The sequence below is a fragment of the Pseudorhizobium flavum genome (genome assembly GCF_044142885.1).
Lineage (GTDB): Bacteria > Pseudomonadota > Alphaproteobacteria > Rhizobiales > Rhizobiaceae > Neorhizobium > Neorhizobium flavum.
This window is the reverse complement of record NZ_JBIOKZ010000016.1, coordinates 1-19,997: the sequence shown is the minus strand read 5'-3', so window position 1 is coordinate 19,997 and position 19,997 is coordinate 1. Positions and strand designations below refer to the sequence as shown.

Annotated in this window: 24 protein-coding genes; 16 read left to right on the top strand and 8 right to left on the bottom strand. The window is 54.3% G+C overall.

Features of this window, described 5'->3' with window-relative positions:
* Positions 1 to 12 precede the first annotated feature (12 nt).
* On the top strand, positions 13 to 438 hold the full coding sequence (locus ACEPP2_RS19990) for a GlcG/HbpS family heme-binding protein (protein ID WP_395517740.1): 426 nt from the start codon (positions 13 to 15) through the stop codon (positions 436 to 438).
* A 34-nt stretch (positions 439 to 472) separates the two neighbouring features.
* On the top strand, positions 473 to 2,185 hold the full coding sequence (locus tag ACEPP2_RS19985; RefSeq protein WP_395517739.1) for a GMC family oxidoreductase: 1,713 nt from the start codon (positions 473 to 475) through the stop codon (positions 2,183 to 2,185).
* A gap of 103 nt (positions 2,186 to 2,288) precedes the next feature.
* On the opposite strand, the gene ACEPP2_RS19980 is transcribed toward ACEPP2_RS19985, so the two are convergent.
* Positions 2,289 to 2,483 (bottom strand): hypothetical protein, encoded by a 195-nt coding sequence (locus ACEPP2_RS19980; protein WP_395517738.1) that lies wholly within the window; start codon positions 2,481 to 2,483, stop codon positions 2,289 to 2,291.
* Between the two features lie 460 nt (positions 2,484 to 2,943).
* On the opposite strand from ACEPP2_RS19980, the gene ACEPP2_RS19975 reads away from it, so the two are divergent.
* Positions 2,944 to 4,290, top strand: coding sequence for a GGDEF domain-containing protein (locus ACEPP2_RS19975; RefSeq protein WP_395517737.1), 1,347 nt, complete (start codon positions 2,944 to 2,946; stop codon positions 4,288 to 4,290).
* Positions 4,291 to 4,471: 181 nt separating this feature from the next.
* Here the strand turns inward: ACEPP2_RS19975 and ACEPP2_RS19970 are convergent, their stop codons facing one another.
* The 5 genes from ACEPP2_RS19970 to ACEPP2_RS19950 all read right to left on the bottom strand — a co-directional run bounded on the left by ACEPP2_RS19970 (position 4,472) and on the right by ACEPP2_RS19950 (position 9,099).
* Complete coding sequence (locus ACEPP2_RS19970; RefSeq protein ID WP_395517736.1) at positions 4,472 to 5,455, bottom strand: mannonate dehydratase; 984 nt, start codon at positions 5,453 to 5,455, stop codon at positions 4,472 to 4,474.
* A gap of 9 nt (positions 5,456 to 5,464) precedes the next feature.
* Positions 5,465 to 6,733, bottom strand: coding sequence for a TRAP transporter large permease (locus tag ACEPP2_RS19965; protein ID WP_395517735.1), 1,269 nt, complete (start codon positions 6,731 to 6,733; stop codon positions 5,465 to 5,467).
* Positions 6,730 to 7,218, bottom strand: coding sequence for a TRAP transporter small permease (locus ACEPP2_RS19960; protein ID WP_395517734.1), 489 nt, complete (start codon positions 7,216 to 7,218; stop codon positions 6,730 to 6,732). Before ACEPP2_RS19960 ends, ACEPP2_RS19965 begins: the two co-directional genes overlap by 4 nt.
* Positions 7,219 to 7,286: 68 nt before the next feature.
* Positions 7,287 to 8,279 (bottom strand): TRAP transporter substrate-binding protein, encoded by a 993-nt coding sequence (locus tag ACEPP2_RS19955; protein WP_395517733.1) that lies wholly within the window; start codon positions 8,277 to 8,279, stop codon positions 7,287 to 7,289.
* 58 nt (positions 8,280 to 8,337) lie between these two features.
* Positions 8,338 to 9,099 carry an RraA family protein gene (locus tag ACEPP2_RS19950; RefSeq protein WP_395517732.1) on the bottom strand — a complete coding sequence of 254 codons (762 nt, stop codon included), beginning with the start codon at positions 9,097 to 9,099 and terminating at the stop codon, positions 8,338 to 8,340.
* 161 nt (positions 9,100 to 9,260) lie between these two features.
* On the opposite strand from ACEPP2_RS19950, the gene ACEPP2_RS19945 reads away from it, so the two are divergent.
* The 4 genes from ACEPP2_RS19945 (at position 9,261) to ACEPP2_RS19930 (ending at position 12,814) form a co-directional block, all read left to right on the top strand.
* Positions 9,261 to 10,013 carry an IclR family transcriptional regulator gene (locus tag ACEPP2_RS19945; RefSeq protein ID WP_395517731.1) on the top strand — a complete coding sequence of 251 codons (753 nt, stop codon included), beginning with the start codon at positions 9,261 to 9,263 and terminating at the stop codon, positions 10,011 to 10,013.
* Positions 10,014 to 10,124: 111 nt separating this feature from the next.
* A complete protein-coding gene (locus ACEPP2_RS19940; RefSeq protein ID WP_395517730.1) occupies positions 10,125 to 11,009 on the top strand; it encodes a hypothetical protein in 885 nt (294 codons plus the stop codon).
* Between the two features lie 89 nt (positions 11,010 to 11,098).
* A complete protein-coding gene (locus ACEPP2_RS19935; RefSeq protein WP_449619210.1) occupies positions 11,099 to 12,043 on the top strand; it encodes a competence protein CoiA in 945 nt (314 codons plus the stop codon).
* A gap of 102 nt (positions 12,044 to 12,145) precedes the next feature.
* Complete coding sequence (locus tag ACEPP2_RS19930) at positions 12,146 to 12,814, top strand: thermonuclease family protein (protein ID WP_395517728.1); 669 nt, start codon at positions 12,146 to 12,148, stop codon at positions 12,812 to 12,814.
* A gap of 2 nt (positions 12,815 to 12,816) precedes the next feature.
* Here ACEPP2_RS19930 and ACEPP2_RS19925 read toward each other — a convergent pair whose 3' ends face one another.
* Complete coding sequence (locus ACEPP2_RS19925; RefSeq protein ID WP_395517727.1) at positions 12,817 to 13,209, bottom strand: hypothetical protein; 393 nt, start codon at positions 13,207 to 13,209, stop codon at positions 12,817 to 12,819.
* 3 nt (positions 13,210 to 13,212) lie between these two features.
* Complete coding sequence (locus ACEPP2_RS19920; RefSeq protein ID WP_395517726.1) at positions 13,213 to 14,061, bottom strand: hypothetical protein; 849 nt, start codon at positions 14,059 to 14,061, stop codon at positions 13,213 to 13,215.
* A gap of 162 nt (positions 14,062 to 14,223) precedes the next feature.
* Between ACEPP2_RS19920 and ACEPP2_RS19915 the strand changes: the two genes are divergently transcribed.
* From ACEPP2_RS19915 to ACEPP2_RS19875, 9 genes are all read left to right on the top strand, one after another.
* The gene (locus ACEPP2_RS19915) at positions 14,224 to 14,631 is read left to right on the top strand and encodes a hypothetical protein (RefSeq protein ID WP_395517725.1); all 408 of its coding nucleotides are present in this window, start codon (positions 14,224 to 14,226) and stop codon (positions 14,629 to 14,631) included.
* A gap of 689 nt (positions 14,632 to 15,320) precedes the next feature.
* Positions 15,321 to 15,761: a topoisomerase DNA-binding C4 zinc finger domain-containing protein gene (locus ACEPP2_RS19910; RefSeq protein WP_395517724.1), complete on the top strand. Its 441-nt coding sequence runs from the start codon at positions 15,321 to 15,323 to the stop codon at positions 15,759 to 15,761.
* Positions 15,762 to 15,772: 11 nt separating this feature from the next.
* A complete protein-coding gene (locus ACEPP2_RS19905; protein WP_395517723.1) occupies positions 15,773 to 15,988 on the top strand; it encodes a hypothetical protein in 216 nt (71 codons plus the stop codon).
* A gap of 74 nt (positions 15,989 to 16,062) precedes the next feature.
* Entirely contained in the window at positions 16,063 to 16,404 is a 342-nt protein-coding gene (locus ACEPP2_RS19900; RefSeq protein WP_395517722.1) for a DUF3768 domain-containing protein, read from the top strand.
* 215 nt (positions 16,405 to 16,619) lie between these two features.
* Positions 16,620 to 16,931 carry a GNAT family N-acetyltransferase gene (locus ACEPP2_RS19895; RefSeq protein WP_395517721.1) on the top strand — a complete coding sequence of 104 codons (312 nt, stop codon included), beginning with the start codon at positions 16,620 to 16,622 and terminating at the stop codon, positions 16,929 to 16,931.
* 159 nt (positions 16,932 to 17,090) lie between these two features.
* Positions 17,091 to 18,209 (top strand): IS110 family RNA-guided transposase, encoded by a 1,119-nt coding sequence (locus tag ACEPP2_RS19890; protein ID WP_395517720.1) that lies wholly within the window; start codon positions 17,091 to 17,093, stop codon positions 18,207 to 18,209.
* A gap of 316 nt (positions 18,210 to 18,525) precedes the next feature.
* Entirely contained in the window at positions 18,526 to 18,936 is a 411-nt protein-coding gene (gene tnpA, locus ACEPP2_RS19885; protein WP_395517719.1) for an IS66-like element accessory protein TnpA, read from the top strand.
* Positions 18,933 to 19,280 (top strand): IS66 family insertion sequence element accessory protein TnpB, encoded by a 348-nt coding sequence (gene tnpB / locus ACEPP2_RS19880; RefSeq protein ID WP_395517718.1) that lies wholly within the window; start codon positions 18,933 to 18,935, stop codon positions 19,278 to 19,280. The genes tnpA and tnpB overlap by 4 nt, the downstream gene beginning before the upstream one ends.
* Positions 19,281 to 19,325: 45 nt before the next feature.
* Positions 19,326 to 19,997, top strand: a 672-nt coding sequence (locus ACEPP2_RS19875) for an IS66 family transposase (RefSeq protein ID WP_395517717.1), incomplete at its 3' end; no start/stop codon positions are given.

Genomic DNA, 19,997 nt, shown 5'->3' with positions numbered 1-19,997 from the left:
TTGGAGCAATCGATGTTGACGAAACAAACCCTAAGCTATGCGGCGGCCGAGAAGGTCCTTGGTTGGGCTGCCGACAAGGCCAGTGAGATGGAGGTCCCCCAGAATATAGCCGTTTTGGACGAAGCTGGTCACCTCGTCGCGTTCCGTCGAATGGACGGAGCCAAGTTCTTTTCGATCGAGATAGCTTTGACAAAGGCGTACGCGGCGGCGGGCTTGCGCGTGTCCACACACGAGGTGGCTCCGAAGACACAGCCAGGAATGCCTGGTTATGGGGCCCAAGCGCTTAATGGTGGACGTTTCACCACTCTGGGAGGCGGCGTACCGCTCTTCGTCGGCGGACAGGTAGTCGGCGCAATTGGCGTGAGCTCCGGCTCCGTCGAGCAAGACACGGAAGTTGCCCAACATGCGGCGAAGATCTTCCACGAGACTTTTAACTGATCAGCCAAGCGCTGAAATGCAAGGAATCCGAATAGTGTCGAGCTGGGACTACATCATTGTTGGCGGTGGCAGTGCGGGATGTGTGCTCGCCGGAAGATTATCCGAGAACCCGCGTCTAAAGGTTCTTCTCATCGAGGCAGGCCGAGACCTGAAGCCTGGCGAGGAAGGCGACGCTATCCTGGATACCTACCCGGGGCGTGCGGCCTTCGATCCTCGCAACCACTGGGATGGCTTGATGGTGAATTCCAAGCCATTTCAGCACAATGCTCACCAGCCTCCAGCTAAGAAGAAGTATGAGCAGCCGAAGATCATGGGGGGCGGTTCGAGCATCAATGGGCAGATCGCTAACCGTGGAACACCCGATGATTACAACGAATGGGAAGATCTTGGAGCGGCTGGCTGGAATTGGGAAGGTGTTCTCCCATATTTCAAAAAGCTCGAGACGGACCTAGACTACGATAACGACCTTCACGGTAAAGACGGACCTATTCCGATCCATCGAATTCCCCGCAGCAAGTGGCCGGAACTATCACTGGCAACGGAGCGAGCGCTGATCGAGCTTGGCTATCCTTCAATCGGAGACCAAAATGGCGCGTTCGGTGATGGCCACTTTCCAATGACGCTATCTAATAATGCGGGTAAGCACCGGGTATCGACGGCGATGGCTTATCTCACCAAAGCCGTCCGCGCTCGAGCCAATCTCTCGATCATGTCCGACACCCATGTCGCCAATCTTTTGATAGAGGGACGGCAGGTCATTGGTGTCCGCGTCATGAGCGGCGGTGAATATCGTGAGCTTCGATCACGTGAGGTCATCGTTTCTTCCGGCGCGATCCACTCTCCTGCAGTTCTTATGCGTTCAGGTATCGGGCCGCTGGTTGAACTCAAGCGTGTAGGACTTGATCCCGTCCATGTTCTGGATGGGATTGGCAAAAATCTCCAGGAGCATCCGGGAATCTCTCTGACAGGATACATCGAAAAGGGGAAGCGTCTGCGCCACACCCGCCGTCATATCCATCTGGGACTTAGATACTCGTCCGGAGTCGGTGGTTGCGGTCCCGGCGACATGTTCGCCATGATGGCAGCAAAATCCGCTTGGCATCCGCTTGGCATTCGCCTCGCTTCCATGATCTCGTGGGTCAACAAAGCCGAAGCTCGGGGGCATGTTCAATTGGTCAGCTCTGATCCAATGCAACCTCCGACAGCTGAATTGAACTTCTTAGGTGACTACCGCGATATCGAGAGGCTTGGAAACGCGGTCAAACTAATGGCCCGGGTTTTCTTGACCGATGCACTCTCTGGAATCCTTTCTCACCCGTCACCGTCCAGCTACTCGGGCTTTGCAAAATCGCTTGGAAGGCAGACGTTACGAAACTTCCTGCTGACCGCTCCAGCGGCTGTTGTTATCGATTCAATTCCGATGGCTCGAAGGAAGTTCATGGAGATCGCTGTCGCAAATGGCATGACTCTGGAGCACTTGATGGACGACGGTGAGGCACTGAGCGATTATGTGCGAGACAACGCCTTCGGCCAGTGGCACGTCTGCGGTACCTGCAAGCTGGGCTCCCCTGATGATCCAACTGCTGTAACCGAACCTTCAAGCGCCCGCGTAATTGGGATGGAGGGTCTCAGAGTTGTTGACGCATCCATCATGCCGACAGCCCCCCGAGCTAATCTAAATATCCCGACTATAATGGCGGCTGAAAAGGTTTCTGCTGCGATTCTGCTTGAAGAAGCTGGTGGCTGAGCGGTTGAAGATCTAGCTCTGCAAGACAGAATCGAACCCGAATTCTCGGGTTCGGCACTCTTGTGGTCACTTAGTGTCGTATGAACAACTCCTGGCCGCCTATCTATTCGCTCAAGCCGTTGAGTCGAGACCGCACCAGGTTCATATAGATCACCCGCAGTTCCGGGATCTCAATCCGGCCCTGGATCCAGTCCTCGACGCTTTCCAGAAAGCTGGGATCACTCTCGAACTGGAATCCACGCGCTTCCCACCGAGCAACCATGCGCTCAAAGGCTTTCCGGCGATCTTCAGGTGACATCTAAGCGAACCAGTTTCGATGAATCAGGAAGCGAATCCTTATTTGCAGGATATCGCATATATTCTTTTCGCCAGCCACGGACGAAGGTCGGGGATCCGGCCGTTCCCGACTGACAATCAACAATTTTTGCCTTCCTCACCCAGCTTGGCTATGATGCCCTTACGGCTTCTCGCTGACCACGGATGTACTGGCAGTGATTGAAGCACGAGAGAAGGTCGGCGGCTAAAGCCCCGGCCTTTTCTGTAGCCAAAGAACCCCAGCTGGAGGGGACCAGGTGGGAAAAGGTGGGTTTCCAGACGGATCCGGGATCCGTGGAATTAATCGGTTTTCAACCCCAACCCGTCTTGCCAGCCCACCTTCTCAGATTTCGGCACGACTTCGACTGCTTTTCAGAACGACCACTTGTTGACACCACGGGTGATTGGTCCGAATAGGGCGCTTCGCAAGTGATGGAATAATCATGCAAGAAGCCGCCCTCTCCTACTTTGTCAGTCTCAGCCATGATAGAAGAACAAGCTACCTTTCGCAGCTGGGTGAAGTCATCACCACGCATGCGACTGAATTCGTAGGGCTGTTCTACGACACCTTCCTGAAAGATGCAGAGGCCACGGCTTTTCTGAGCCAGTCTATGGTACACAGCCGACTGAGTGGATCACTGCGGGACTGGCTGCTGGCCCTCGTTGCGATCGATTGCAGTGGTGACGGGCTGGCAGCTTTCGAAGATCGTCAAAAGATGATTGGGGAAATCCACGCCCGCATCAAAATTCCGGTTCATTTGGTACTCGAAGGCGCGAGCCTCTTGAAGAAGGGGATCAGCCAGAAATTGATGATCGAGCATCCCGGACCGGATATTCCGTCCTCAATCACATTGATCAACGAACTTGTCGATTATGCCATGCTTCATATGAGTAAGGCCTACGTCAAGGGAACAGCGGAACGTGTGCAGGTTGATGAAGCTTATCGGCTGTTTTCCCTCGGCCAGGATGTAGGCTTGGAGCGCGAAACGCAGAAGGCGACGCTCATGGAGTGGAGCCAGACCATCCTGTTCGAAATCGTGGCCAATCACACATCAATACAGATCGATCCACTTGCCAATTCGTCATTTGGCCTTTGGATACGGCACCGAGCCGCCGTAATGTTTGAGGGATCGATTATGCTCAATCGCATTGAGCGAGCAATCTCGGAGATTGATGAGGATCTGCTCCCCAAGATCCAAAATGACAATGATCGTTCATCAGCGGTTTCGCGCCTTCAGGTGCTCATCGAGGAAATTAAATTCCTTCTCAACGACCTATTCCAGAGTCTCTCGGCTGCTGCGAATGCGAGGGATCCCCTGACCTCGGCACTAACACGGCGCTTCTTACCATCAGTTCTGGGCCGTGAGGTTACGGTGGCGAACCAGCAGGATAGCCCGCTAACCCTCCTCATGATTGACGTAGACTTCTTTAAGAAGATCAATGACACCTGGGGCCACTCCGCTGGCGACTATGTCCTACGCCAGATGGCGGAAACCGTCATGAGTACCACCCGCACGTCTGACTATGTCTTCCGGTACGGTGGCGAGGAATTTCTCGTCGTGTTGGTGGAAACAGACAGGGACGAAGGCTATCGGGTGGCCGAGCGAATCCGCACGAGCTTTGAATCCAAGGATCTGCAGGTTGGCGACGGCAAGACAACGCGAGCCACGCTTTCGATCGGCCTTGCTGTCCACGATGGTCACCCAGATTTCCAGCGCCTGATCGACGCTGCCGACCATGCCCTCTATGACGCGAAGTCAGGCGGACGTAACCAGACGAAAGCAGCGTAAAGAAAGCTTAACTTGCGAAAGCTGCAGGTTGCCGAGACGCTAAAGAAAAACCCCACCCGGAGGGGAACCAGGTGGGATTTCCAAGTCAGATCATCAAAGATCCTACTGGCATTAGCAAATTCTCAAATACAGCCACCGATGACTAGGCCATTTTTCCGGATTCCGGTACGATTTCGGCTGCTTACGTCCTCAACTTAGTTGCAAGCATTAACCCCTGCAAGAATCCAAGGCTGTGAACCATCCCGATGGCTTCGTATCCGACATTTATCCCATTGACCTTGTCACCCGTTACACCATCGCCGTCCATGGCAGGAGCATGGTCAGGTCGTATTGGGCATTCTAGACCAAGTTCTGAATACACCTGGAAAAGCTCGGCCATCGGTGTCTGCCCTTCATCGGGGAAGGTTTCAACGAAACTGCCAGAGCTCGCACGCACGTCGCGAACATGAACAAAGAAAATGCGTTCGCGCCCGAAACGCCGAGCTGCCGCTAAAACGTCTTCACCCATGGTGGCAATAGTTCCTTGGCAGAAGGTAACGCCTACCGACGGCGAGGCAGCGATATCAACTGCCTTTTCCAGTGCCTCAATCGTGTTGAGAACTCTGCCAATGCCGTGCAACTCCGGAACTGGGGGGTCGTCGGGATGCAACCCCAACCGAACCCCAGAGTCCTCTGCCACAGGGGCCACGCGCCGAATAAAGTACTCAAAATTCCTCCAAATATCCTCAGATGGAATAACGCCGAGTGACGTTAGTTCCTGTGGTTGTGTTCGGTCAAAGCTGCTAACTCGCGCACCACCGCGGCCGAGCACGTCAGTCCGGGTTCGGTGCCAACCAATTCCTGCCATGAAATTCAGGCACAGTAGGGAGATTCCTTCCCTGCCCATGTTTCGAATCATCTTAGCGTAAAGCTCGATGTCCTCATCTCGGCCAGGCAATCCAAGCTTGATACGGGACATGTCGAACTGGTCGCCTTCGAGACCAACAATTTTAAAGCCAGCCTCCGCATATCGACCGACGCTAGTATGCAAGCTCTCGGCGTCCCAAGGAGGAGACTGGTTCGTGAGTTCGGGTGCCAGCTTAGCTATGGCGGCTTCCACACCCATCTGGCGTGCAAGTGCCCAACGACGATCAGGCACTGGCGGAATCATCATACAGATCTGCACATTTCACTCCTAAAGATATGCCAACCAGGTGCTGAGGGGAGGAAATGCGGCAATTGCTACTGCTATCCCTAACAACACACCGATGTAAGGCAGAACGGCTTTAGCAAATGTCGATATAGGCACCCCGATAACAGCGCAGGCGGTGAACATAATGGTGCCGACTGGCGGAGTGATCCCACCTAAATGAACCACGAAAACGAAGAAGACACCATAATGAACCGGATCGATGCCTGCGGTAACAACGGCGGGGAGAAACATCGGTCCAAATATCAGGATTAGCGGTGTACCTTCGATGAACATTCCGCAGACTAGCAGGAGGCCTCCGATGATCAGTAGCAGCAGGAGGGGATCTTGCGTCACCCCCAGCAAGCCAGCGCCAACCTTCTGAGGGATCTGTTCAAAGGTTAGTATCCATCCAAGTCCAGCAGAGGCAGCCAGAACCAGCATAATGACGGACGTGGTAGTCGCTGTGGACCGCAGAGCCTTGACGTAGTCCGCAAATTTGGCCTGACGATAAATAACGCACAGGAAAGCGACATAGACAACGGCCACCGCAGCGGATTCACTAGGCGTAAAAACGCCCCCACGAATTCCCGCCACAATAATGACTGGCATGACAAGTGCTGGGATTATACCTACTGCAGCGCGTAGCAAATCAGCAGTGGGTGCACGTTTCTGAGGCGGCTCATAGCCTCGAACTCGGGACACGTATGATGTCACGGCCATCAGCGCGACCGCCATTATCGCCCCTGGTATCACGCCGCCCGCAAACAAGCGACCAACGGAAATATCGCACACGAACCCAAACAGAATCATCCCGATACCTGGTGGGATCATCGGCGCAATTAAACTGGACGCAGCTGTTACAGCAGCGGAGAAGCCGTCGGGATATCCATTACGCCGCATGCTTGGAACGAGAATTTTTGCATTCATCGCCGTGTCACCCAGCGCAGAACCGGACATCCCTGACATCAACGTGCTGATGACGATGTTGGCTTGTGCCAGTCCACCGTACAGCGGCCGCGTAGCAAGAGAAGCAAAACCCATTACCTGTCGACTGACCCCGGATAGATTTGCTAGCTCACCCACCAGAATAAACAGCGGAATTGCCAACAACGGAAAGGATTGGGTGCCTGATATAATCCTCTGCACGTGAATAATTGGCAGCATTGCGGGATCGTTCAGGACGAACATGATCGAGATGACAAGCAGAACAAATGCGACGGGTAAACCTACCGTCACCAGAGCAAAGAATGAGGCAGTTGCAATGAGGGTCATTTGATGGACTCTTGATCCGGTGGGTTGATTGTGGAGGTGGCTAGCCGGAAAGCCCGCCAGAGCGAGATCAACGCGATAAGTGCAAATCCAATTGGAACAGCGATGTAGAGATATCTATTTGACAGATCGAGGGAGACAATCTTGCTTCGGGTGCGCATAGCCAACTCAAAGCCATACCAAGCCACATAGGAAGAAACCGCCGCCACCAATAATTCCCGGGCGATTTTCACAATGCGATAGAGCTTTGGTGAAATCCGATCTTGGACGAAATCGACGGCAATATGTTCTCCATCAACGTGAGCTACAGCCGCTCCAATCAAGATCACCCAGGCAAAGACTAATATCGAAAGGTCAAAAGAGAACGCGAGTGGATCGCCCATCACGTACCGAAAAAATACTCCTGATGCGACGATGAGCGCTATCACAGCTATGCCAGCTGCCAATGCATAGTTGCCAAACTCGGAAAGCCACCGGTGTCTATACATACTTCCTCCCTCCATGGATCTCAGTTGGGGTGGCGAACTTGGCCCCACCCCAACTGATCCGACTGCCCTTACTGCGTTGCGATCGCTTTCTTCACGTTAGCAAGCAAGCCCGGCGACCATTCTGGGAAGGCGGCCTCAATCTCCGCTGCGCCTTCTCTGAACGCAGCCAGATCCGGATCTCTGATAACTTCCATTCCAGACGCGGCGAGTTCATCAACGGCAGCCTCGTAAGAGGCCTCACTCTCCGAGGTCATATTTGAACAAGCCAGGTCCGCAGAGGCTTGCAACGCCTTCTGTTCCGCATCGCTGAGCTTTGCCCATACCTCCTCGCTCATGATGATGCTGGCCAAGTCCAACACGTGGTTTGTCAGCGTAAGGTACTTCGAGACTTCATTGAACTTCTGATCAAGGATTGCGACCGGAGGAGATTCCGCGGCATCAACAACCCCCTGAGACAGTGCTGAATAGAGTTCAGAATACGGTAAGGGTGTCGGAACTGCGCCAAACGACTTTTTCACGAGTTCAAGATACAGTTCAACAGGCTGCACCCGAACCTTCATCCCCTTCATGTCAGCAGGGGTTCGAACAGGCGCATTGACGGTGAACAGATCCCGTACCCCAAAGTTAAAGAGGCACAGAAGCCGAACGTTGTGCTGCTCTGCCAGCTCCTGCTTCCATCCCGAGAACAGTTCGCTTTTGAGCAGGGGCTCTGCTTCAGCATAGGAGCTGTAAAGGAATGGAAACTGGATTACGCCGATATCGGGAACGAACTCAGCAAGATCTCCTGAGTTGGCTACCGTCATGATCTCCGCGCCAAGCGTAACCTGCTCTATGATTTCCGGCCCGCCGCCAAGCTGTTCATTCGGAAACACTGACATCGTGATGCCACTCTGAGTTTCAGAATCCAGCTGCTCTGCCATAGCCTTTGCGGCGACATTGACAAAATGAGCCTCGCTGCTTCCGTGTGCAAAGCGAAGTTCCACAGCACCTGCGACCGATGCTGCGGCTAGCGAAGCGCTGAGCACAAGAAAATGAAGCCGACCAATTGACCTATAAGACATGTATCACTCCTCCCGTTGTGAATATCTACTTACTCGAGTTCTAGCTGTAGTTCCTCCGCTAGAAGTAACCGCCCCGATCTGTTATCTCATCGAGGCTATCTCCATTCGCGACCCACTCGAATATTTCCTTTTCATTCTTCAATATCTCTTCTGCGCGTAGAAGCACCTTCACTGCAATATTTCTGGGCACCACGACTACTCCATCAATGTCACCCAGAATGATGTCACCCGGCCGGATATCTGTGTTTCCAATGCGGATGAGGCACTGATAATGAGAGATCAAGCAGCGCCCGAGAGAACCATTAGGGCTGCGATATTTGTAGAATACGGGAAAGTCCTCTTTTAGGACCTGATGAGTATCCCTCATGCCCCCGTCAATCACCACGCCTTTGACACCCCGACTGACGGCTGTGGCCGTCATGACACCGCCCCAAGCCGTAGACTCGGCATCTTCCGAGGTGTCCCACACGACGAAACTGCCAGGCTCAATTTGCTCGAGCATCTTGGTTCGGAACGTGAGCTCGCCAGAAACCATTGTGTTAGGTGCGCTTTTCACTGTGAAAGCGTACCCAGCGACCGTCTTCTCCGGCCGCAAAGGCACGATGTCAGATGGTAGCGCTTGATACATTAGGCAGAATTCTCGAAGCACATCGCTCACGGCACCCGTGTAGAGCCGCTCGTATCTTTGAAGCACTTCGGTCTCATCCAGGGTAAGTTCCGGCACTTGATAATGTTCTCGATCGGCAATCAGTGCCTCGAGTTTCATCATCTTGGCCTCCCGCTGCAGAACACTTCCCTGCTCACCAGTTTTCTCAGTCATGGAATCTCCTCTACAGTCGTTGCATCAGCGCATGAGCGCGGATGATCAATGCCAGTTCAATGAGACCCTCAATAAACAAGGCAATCTGTCTCACATTTGAACTGGCAATTAATATGTGAACTGTTATAGAGGGTGCGAATTTCATGTCAAGAGGAGTGCCAATGTCACAGCACCGAGTACCCGCCGTCGATACGGCCATTCAAATGCTCAAAGTATTGGCGAAGACACCCGATATATCGATCAAAGAAATTATATCTGACGTGAATGTAACTCGATCGACAGCCTATCGAATTCTGAATTCTCTGGAGGACGGCGGACTAATCAAGGGATCGGATCGCAACACGTTTCAATTGGGGCTTGGACTTAAGCGATTGGCGCAAGCAGTTCGACTTGAGCTGGATCTTGGGTCTATTGCACAGCCGGAAATGGACAAAGCGGCACAGGAGCTCGGATATTCGGTGAAACTGTCGGTAATCGACGGTTTGGAGGCCCTGATAATCGCCGTGGCCGCAAGCAATAACCCTTATGCAATTCACACAGAGCCAGGGCGACGCTTTCCGCTTCATGCTGGCGCGGCCAGTAAGGTGCTCCTTGCGTTTGCAGCACAACCGTTGCGCGACAAAGTTCTTAATGGGGATCTCGCCGCTCTGACGGACCAAACAAATACCGACCCGCTCAATCTTCAGGGGGAGCTCCGGAAGGTTAGACAGCAAGGTTGGGCGATCGACCATGGCGAGCATGCGAGAAGCGTACATGCAGTAGCTGTCCCGGTCTTTGGACCCGAGGGAGAGTGCCTGGCTGCACTGTCGATACCTTATCTGCAGAACGACGAAGAGCAGGCGTTACCAATCCTACTTCCGCGGCTCCAAGAATGTGGCCTGCGCCTGTCAGAGTTCTTGGCGACGCACACATAGTCGCGGAGGCTCCGTCTCTCAGTTAATCCATAAGATCTCCATCACTCGCGTCACGAAATCTAAAGGTCTCCGGGCCAGGATTCGACGTGGGTAAGGGCATTGGGGATCTGCATGAAATTCACTACCATCATCACGGCCATCATATTGGCGGCATCATCGACATCAGCATTCGCCATGGGCGGCTACGAGCCGACTGAAATCTGGGTTCATCCCAAGCTGCCTGCGGCCAAGGTTTTTGACTTCGGAGGCATTGCGACAGACAACGCTTTCATCGAAGCCAAATACACTGAAGAGACGATCAAGGACTGGTGCGAAAACTGGCGACCTGGCGACGAAGATTGCACAAATGGGCGATCCTTCGGCGATGGTAGTGAAATCTTCAAGATCTCCGCAAACTGCAAAACGGGCGAGCTGACAGACCCCTTCGACAATCACTACAAATTCTCGGGCGTTTTCCCTGGTGACGAACTATTTGAGCGCACTTTCGAATTTACGGATCTCAAGACCAAGAAGATCGTGACGCAAGACAACGCCGCGGGCGGTCGGGTTCTTGCTAGCTTCTGGTCAACGCTGTGCCCGTTAGGTGCGCCCTATGACATCCTGCCGCTGGAACAGGTGATCGACACCAACAAAGATTATCCTGCCCTTCGTGGAAAGCTCAACATTTCTCACGGTGCCATCATCGGACACAATGGCAGCACGATGCATATGGATACCGATCTCGGTGTGATCACATATATCGAGCCGAAGCATAAAAGCATCCCTTACAAAACCGTGCTGTTCCGCGGCCAGATCCAGTCGAATGGCTCAATCCGAGGCATGGCATACACATTCAAGAAGGGATGTGATCCAGCTCCGTATTATGTCGAAGGTTACGACCAGGGATCTGAAATCGTAACACTCGAAGGCAAGGCCCCCATTAGAAAAGGCTGTGAAGTCGTCGGTTACACCGAGGATTCGCCAAACGCGAAGTTGGAATTCGTGTTCTTTGATTGACGGCTAGTTCGATGCCCCTTCGATGCCTCAACGCTGATGGCTCCAGCATCCACGCTTTCGATCTCACTGAAACCCAGTGGCAGGAACTGGTGGATGACAACAGAAAGCACCGCCACCTTCGGATGCCATGCTGTGATGCGAAGGTATCCCTGAAGAGGCGCAAGAGCACCAGGTTCTTTGCCCATAAAGCCGTCGGAGCCTGCACGACGGCACCTGAGACCGAAACTCACCTCGTTCTCAAGAAGCTCGCTGTCGAGGCCGCTCGAGCCACGGGATGGACGGCCGAGGCAGAAGTACGTGGGCAGACACCGGATGGTGAGCCTTGGATTGCCGACGTGCTGGCCGAGAAGAATGGAAGCGAGGTTGCTATCGAGATCCAATGGTCTGGTCAGACACCAGACGAAACCATGCGACGGCAAGAGCGGTACAAAGCTTCAGGTGTCCGCGGCCTGTGGATCTTTCGACGGCCTGGCTTCCCCATTACCCATGACCTCCCAGCAGTCTGCATTGGCGGCGAACTCAACGAGGGTCTTACGGCTTCTATCCCCGGGCCATGGAAGCAATCTCTTCCGATGAAGGACTTCCTTACAGCCGCCTTCGATCGCCGATTCAAATTTGGGCTACAGCCAGATCAGATCGCCGACCTCCAGATCTGGACTGGCACCATGGACTGCTGGTCATGCGGATGTGAAACCAGGATTATCCATCACGTCGAGTTCACGGTACTCGGGCAACGTGGCAACTTCGGCATTGCGGAACTGGAGCAATATCGGGTTCTGGGTCCCCTGCTACCTCACCTGACGGCCATTCCAGGAGTCGGAGCCATTAAGCGCCGATTCAGCGGCACCATGCAATCCAGATACATGAGTAACGGCTGCTCCCACTGTGATGCCCTCATCGGCCAGCATTTCGAGTACCAGGCCGAGCGGGACGATGCCCCAGCCATAACACTGCAGGTGCCGATCACCCCCGAATGGAAGGCCGCCATGGATGATTATGGTTGGGATGTGACGTGGTGGGTTGATGTACCCTAGCCCAACAAGCTGCGAAGGATGTATAGTTGCATCAACTTTTGCAGGCTGCACTTTATGACTGAATGGGCCGCACGTGAAATCGAGGTAGTTAAGTAGATCGCCGTGAATAGCGCCTTCATCGTCGCGTTTACCCTCGCCGCCCTCTTCTCCACAACGGCAACCAAAGCTGAGAAACTCTCCGGCATCCCCTCGATCGTCGACGGTGACACCATTGACCTGCAGGCCATCAGGATCCGATTGCATGGCATCGATGCCCCAGAGGCTGGCCAGAAGTGTAACGAGGCTCCGCGAGGCACTTGGCAATGCGGTGAAGCCGCCATGGATCGTCTGGAAGAGCTGGCCAAAGGTAGAGTGACCTGCAGAGGTCATGAATATGATGATTATGGTCGCCTCATCGCCACATGCTACAGATCCGATGGGACCGACATCAACAAGACACTGGTAGCTGAGGGCCTGGCTTGGGCGTTCAGAAAATACTCTGAAGATTATGCCGCCGAAGAAGATCAGGCACGCTCTCAGAAGATTGGAATCTGGCAAGCTGACACCCAAACCGCTTGGGATTATCGCACTGCCAAGTGGCAGGTAGCCGAACAAGAGTCTCCAGATGGCTGCCCTATCAAAGGCAACATCTCCAAGGGTGGCCAGATCTACCACGCTCCTTGGTCGCCTTGGTACAACAAGACAAAGGTCAGCCTCGAGAAGGGTGAACGCTGGTTCTGCACAGAACGCGAAGCCATCGATGCAGGATGGAGAGCGCCTGTTTGGAGGTAGATCTACTTCCCAGCCTGACGGACAAGTTCCGTGATGATTTCCACCATCTGCCGTCGCTCTTCCAAAGGTAGGGTATAAAGTGCCTGCCGGATGGGATCATCCAGAGCTCTTCCTCGAAAGAGGTTTACGATTGCTCTGGCAGAATCCAATGCTTTGTCTCCTGTCGGATTTCGCTGATCGTCGGGGTGGACCACTATCTCGTCCCACGGCCATCCCGTGCCGCGGACATAATTGAGCCGAGCCATTTTCTTGATGGCAACTTCCCGGCTTTCTGTGACTTCATACACCTCAAACATGCTGAGGACAGTTTGCCGCATGATGTCGGGCACACTGATATGCATAGCCTTCAGGCGCTTGACCTCATCCAAAACTGCAGGATCGTGATGAGTGACCATGCTTTACCCGCAGTTCGTCGGGGTGTTGTGGACTTTAACGCCGTCTGAATCGTACTTTCGGTACTCCGTAGAGTATTGATCAGGGCCATAGAAGATCTTCATCTTATGCCTGTCGATAAGCCATTCGTCTTTCCCGCGCCGCTTGGCTGACAAGCAGACAGAAACATCCTCATAGGCGACTTCGATTACTTCTCGTTCAAATCGCTGTTGCTTTTCAAGAACATTCTCATATGACTGTCTGTAGATCTCTGTGTCACCAGGGTCACGTAGAACGACTTTTACGTCTTCGAATTGGAAATTGGTTTCATTATTCACCAAAACACTCGATCCCGACGGGATATGAACCCATTCGCCATTTTCCATCGGATGGGAAGCGGTATGAAGAAGATGGAGGTCAAACTGCATCCATTGGTCGGCCGCCAAGAGCAGCTGCGATGTATCTGCCTTGATCTCGGTGGCTACAGCTTTGATTTCAGCAACATCACGCTGGACGATGCCTAAAGCCATCTGAACTTCCAGAACCTTTGGATATTGTGACGCGATGATACCACCATCGTCTGCCGCCTGTGCGGATAAGTTGAAGAACCCCCACATGAGGCCAGCCAGAATAATGCAAGTGCCACCGAAACCTCGAGGCGAGAATCCCTCTTTCACTTCCATATGAAGCCAATTCCGCCAGACCCGCTCAACTGTCCATGATTTCGGCAGGCAGAGACATGCCAAACCGAGGAGCATAAGTCCCATCATCACAGCGAGGGTGATCGTCTGATTTTGGATCAGATCCCCTAATGCAGAGAAGAAGCCAGCGAGGCCTAGAAAGGTGGGATATGTAAAATGAGTGAAGGATTTCATGCGTGTTCTCAGGATTGATCTGACGCTGAGATAGCTCGTTTCCTCAAAATGTTCGTGAATGAACTGCCTTAAGAACAACTTAAGCGGTCAAGTTGGCACGTTTGCTCAACGGAATTTAAATGTGACCCTGCGATCATCCAGGCCATAATCCTGGTAGGACTGATGATGAAACACTGTAGCCTTCTCTTATCTCTTTTGATGCTCGCTGGGGCATCAACCGCTTTAGCTGAAAACCGTGATCCCTATGTGGGCGAATGGTCGGGCGATTGCGGGAGCAACGTGCAGTGCTGGATGGAGATAGAACAAAGAGACGGCACAGACTATGAATTGAAATTCATCATGGCCGAAAGGCGCGATGCCAATAAAATCCTGTGCCAAGCGCCTATTGCCATGACTCGCAGGCCGCTTAAATTCAACGCTACATTGCAATATCCCGACAGCCTTGCAGGGTCTATTGATGTTGACGAATTTCTATTTATCCTACCTGGAGAGGGTAGTTTGAAATTTGTGACTGAGGCCGACTGCAAAGGAACGCGAATTCACGGGGAATATTACGCCATCGGTGACTAGGTTCAGCTTAACTGCAGACAGCAACAACGGCACGCAGGCATCCGATGCCAATACCCTGCGACAACTGCGCCAACACAGGCTGGGTCTGCGAGGCCCACCCGCGTCGTGCCTTCGGCGGCCCAGACGCTTGTCTTTGCGGAGCCGCTGAGATGCCCTGTCCTGTCTGCAATCCTACAGCTTCCGAGAACAATCCGCCTGATACCTCCCGCATGCTGAAGAAGATCATGGCCAGCCACGACTAGGATCTCCTTGACACCTTCGTTCCCTTTCCGTTCTATGTTCGGATGAAACACCGTAAAGGCATCGATCTGGCAGGAGGAAGGGAAACACCATCGTATAGCGGCGATGTCGCCGATCATTCCCTGAAGATGGGCGGGCTCATGGAATGGGAGACCATTGGTGCCAGGTGTGGGGCCTGCGAACATGAGACGTGGCTCGATCGCTGGGACCTCCAGCGGAGGCATGGCAAGGATCTCGTGATTTACAGCATTGCCCCAAAACTTAGATGCCGCCGATGCGGGAACCGACAGGGCAACAGGATTTTTCTCGGAAAGCTGCCGAGGTAATACGCCGACAGGAATTCTGAAACATCGATGCCCACTGCTTTTCCCCTTTGTTCTCTCTCCTCAATTTGACCTAAGCCACTTCCTCCGGGACACTGATGTCTACACATCAGGAGGAGGGCATCAATGAAAACAGCACAGATAAATCCAGCACCCGGTCATGGCACCAAGTGTCTAAAGTGTGGGGTTGGCAAGATGGTAACCCGCATTGTCTCCAAAGGTGACAAGGCCGGAATGGTATTCCTTGGCTGCAACAACTGGCGGCCAAACGATGAGACATCCTGCCGCCATACTATCTGGCCTGCTGCCGCCGCCCCTGCAGCTGAGAAGCAGACTCCCAAGACGAGCAGAGGCCGCAAGTGCCCGAAGTGCCAAACGGGATCTTTGAGAGAGCGTCAGATCAAAAAGGGCGACAACGAAGGCAAAACGTTTTGGTCTTGTGACAACTGGCGGCCGAATGACGACACCAGCTGCGATTATAAGGAATGGCCAAAACTCCCCGCCCCGGCATATAAATACAAGCCGAAGCCAGCGCCGAGATATCGGCCGCCGCGGCCACGGTTTTGAGGAGCATCGCCATGTCAGATGACAAACCAGAACCTCAAGACGACACCGTCCTCGCCTATTCCAAAGGCCTCATATCTCGTCGGGATGCGATTGAACGCCTTGGTCTTCGGGACAGCGCCGACCTATTGGTGGCACTTGGCGACGCGAACTTAATGATGCCCATGCCTTCCGAACAGAAAATTGAGGAAGAAGCTGCGACTTTCGTCAGGCTCTGGAACATGGGGTGACGGAGTCCTCCTACGCTTGACCTCCTATTTCACCTCATTCATTCACATCCATTATAGTCTCTAAGGAGAATACGATGTCTAGCACGAATCCCGAAGCCGTTGCCAAAATCAGAATGTTGAATTTCGTCCTGCGCCAAACAGGCGTTGGCGGCACGATCGCATTCATGGGTGGCCTCGCTCATGCCAGCCAGAACACCAAACAAGCGGTCTTCGCAGCTGTCCAAAATGCCGAGGTGAAACATGACGGTAATGATCCCCACGGAGAAGGCGACTTCGGTAGCGTCATGGTGGAGGGCCAGAAGTACCTCTGGAAGATCGATTATTATGACAAGAACATGGAATACGGCTCAGACGATCCGTCGGATCCCAAAGTCACGCAGCGTGTATTGTCGATCTTTAGGGCTGAGGATTATTGACGCTTTTGGCTTCGTGGGCATAGCGAACGGCGATGCCAGATGTGTCCAAAACGGCGGATGATCGATTGAGTTAGTAGCACGATAATCACGCCTGGAGGGTATTTTCGTACTACTAAACGAAGATCCATGAGCGGCCGCCACACCACTCTAGACCACAACTGATGGAAATGAGATTGTAAATCCCTCAACTTCCGACTGAAGAAGGATGCCGCCTGATGCTGCCCAGCTTCGAAACCGAGCGGCTCCTCCTCCGACCTCGCAGCATGGCCGACTTCGGGGCCTGTTTGGCAATGAACGAAGATCCCGAGGTCATGAAATTCATTCCTGGCCCATGGGATGATCCGGAGCTTCACCGGGCCCTCCTGAAGCAAAGGATCCAAACCTCGTACGGTAATGGCCTCGGCTATTGGGCCATCTTTCCGAAGGATGACCCAGAAGCCTTCATCGGCTGGATCTATTTGAAGCCCGAGAACGCCGAGAACCCAGACATCGAAATCAGCTGGCGGTTAAAGCGAGATGCTTGGTAAGCCCACGGTGAAGGCCGTCTTGCGATGATGGGCTGCTGACTGCCAGTCCTAGTGCTAGCACTAGACCGTATGTTCGTTGGTGAGGGTCGCGCGCCCACGCTGTAGATTGTGTGGGCGCTGGAATTAGCCAGGGCGACCTACCAACCAGCGAGGGAAGACATGTCAAGTGAGCAGGTAGCCTTCATCGGCCTAGACACATCAAAGTTCAAGATTTCTGTGGCGATTGCCGACGGCGAACGCAACGGCGAGGTGCGGTTTCTGGGTGACATTTCCTCTGAGCCAGCTTCGGTAGCGGGAATGGTCAAGAAGCTGGCTAAACGCGGGGCCAAGCTCCACTTCTGCTATGAAGCCGGCCCTACAGGCTATGGGCTCTATCGGCAAATCGTTGAATTGGGTCACGAATGCAATGTGGTCGCGCCGTCATTGGTGCCAAAGCGTGCCGGTGATCGGGTGAAAACTAATCGCCGCGATGCGATCAGTCTTGCGAGGCTTCATCGAGCTGGCGAGTTGACATCTGTCTGGGTGCCAGATGAAGCTCATGAAGCGGTTCGTGACCTGGTACGTGCCCGCGACGCAGCTTTCGAGGCACAGAAGCAGGCGCGACAACAACTCCATTCGTTCTTGCTCCGTCATGGCCGATATTACACAGGACGGAAAGCCTGGACTCGCGCGCATGGACGGTGGTTGGCATCTCAAGCGTTCGATCATCCTGCGCATCAAATTCTGCTGGCCGAATACTGTCAGACTGTTGAGGATGCCGGAGTTCGTCTTGATCGACTGAACAAACTGATTGTGGAGACTTCGGCCTCTTGGTCAATGGCACCAGTGGTCGCTGCCTACCAAGCGATGCGCGGTGTCGCGTTCATGACAGCAGTTACGTTGGTGGTCGAAATTGGAGATGTCCGTCGCTTCGACAGCCCACGCCAGTTGATGGCCTATCTCGGCCTCGTTCCTACAGAAAGCTCAACGGGCGAGCGCGTTAGACGTGGAGGAATCACTAAGGCAGGCAACGCACGGGCGCGCCGGGCGCTGATTGAGGGGGCTTGGACGTACCGATACCCCGCAAGGATCAGTTCCTCAATCAGTGCAAGACTGGCAGGTCTCCCGAAGTCGGTCTGTGCGATTGCGTGGAAAGGACAAGTTAGACTCTGCACCCGGTACCGAAGACTGATAAGCGCCGGCAAGGCAAAGACGGTTGCCGTGACGGCCATCGCGAGAGAGATGGCCGCCTTCATATGGGCGATCGGGCAAGAAGTAGCGCCCCTCAGCAAGCTTTGAAACAGGCTTGCTGCGAGCCTTCTTAGGTCACCTTGGAAAACATTATCTGTTGATCAAAGTTGGAGGCAGGGCTGCGGTGGGGAACCCTCGATACTCCTATGTGGCAGATTTATTCTACGCCCGACACTAGACCGAGGCAGCCCCAGACGAACAAACGGAAATGCGGTAATCAACCCGCGAATAAGAGTATGCCAACCGTCGTCGAAATGCCTTGCCTCCTGCTTTGTTCAACGGTGTTAATTAGCCGCATCCGTCTCTAGGCGGCGGGGAAGCTGTGTCTCCACCTCTTGTAAACGAACATAAGAGGAGTAGCCATATGACGAAGCATCCGATTGAAGTCATCACGTCTGTGGAGCGGCGTCGGCGCTGGTCTCGGGAGGAGAAGGAGCGGCTCGTTGCTGCCTGCTTTGAACCTGACGCTGTCATTTCGGAGGTAGCCCGCGCAGCCGGTATTCATGTCAGCCAGCTCTTCCGTTGGCGCAAAGAGCTGTGCCAGCTCGTGGAGCCGATGACCAAGGCGGCAACCACTTTGGTGCCGGTGATTGTGTCTGAGGCCGCCCCGGCAGCCTTGCCCGTTCCATCTGATCCGCCCACCACATCCCATCCCCGGCGAAAGCGCAGCGATGTCACCATAGAGCTGGGCCGAGGCCGGCGTGTGCGGGTGGACAGCGATATCGACACGGAGGCGCTCGGCCGCATTCTCGATTGTGTGCTGGGTCGGCGATGATCCCGGTTCCTGCTGGTGTGAAGGTCTGGTTGGCGACCGGCCATACGGACATGCGCAAGGGCTTTCCCGGTCTGTCGCTGATGGTGCAAGAGACACTGAAGCGCGATCCGATGTGCGGGCACCTGTTCGTGTTCCGCGGGCGTGGCGGCGGTCTGATCAAGGTCATTTGGCACGATAGCCAGGGAGCTTGCTTGTTCACGAAGAAGCTGGAGCGGGGACGCTTTGTATGGCCGTCGGTGGCCGATGGTACGGTGGTAATTACGCCTGGACAGCTCGGTTATCTGCTGGAGGGTATCGACTGGCGGATGCCGCAAAAGACCTGGCGACCAACATCAGTCGGATGAGCAAAAACGCTGGAATGGCGGGGGCGAATATGATTCCATCAGCCCATGAACGATGCGGCTGAACAGCTTCCTGACGACCTTGCCAGCGCACTTGCGGCCTTGGCGGCGGAGCGTGCCCGACGCATTACGGCCGAGGCCGAGGCAGCGACCGCCAAGGCAGAGGCCGCCAGCGCGAAGGCGCTCGTGTCGCATTCCGAGGCGCTGATCGCGCGGTTGAAGCTGGAGATCGAGAAAGTCCGCCGGGAGCTTTATGGCAGTCGCTCCGAGCGCAAAGCGCGGCTTCTCGAACAGATGGAACTGCAGCTCGAGGAGCTGGAGGCTGATGCTGGCGAAGATGAATTGGCGGCGGAGATCGCAGCCAATGCCTCGACCGTCAGGGCCTTCGAGCGCAAGCGCCCATCACGCAAGCCGTTTCCCGAGCATCTCCCGCGCGAACGTGTCGTCATTGCTGCTCCGACAAACTGCTCCTGCTGCGGCTCTGCCAAGCTGTCGAAGCTCGGTGAGGATATCACAGAGACACTGGAGGTCATCCCTCGTCAGTGGAAGGTCATTCAGACCGTGCGGGAGAAGTTCTCCTGCCGCGAATGCGAGAAGATCACCCAACCGCCAGCACCCTTCCATGTGACGCCGCGCGGTTTTGCCGGGCCAAACCTTCTGGCGATGATCCTGTTCGAGAAGTTCGCCCAGCATCAGCCGCTCAATCGCCAAAGCGAACGC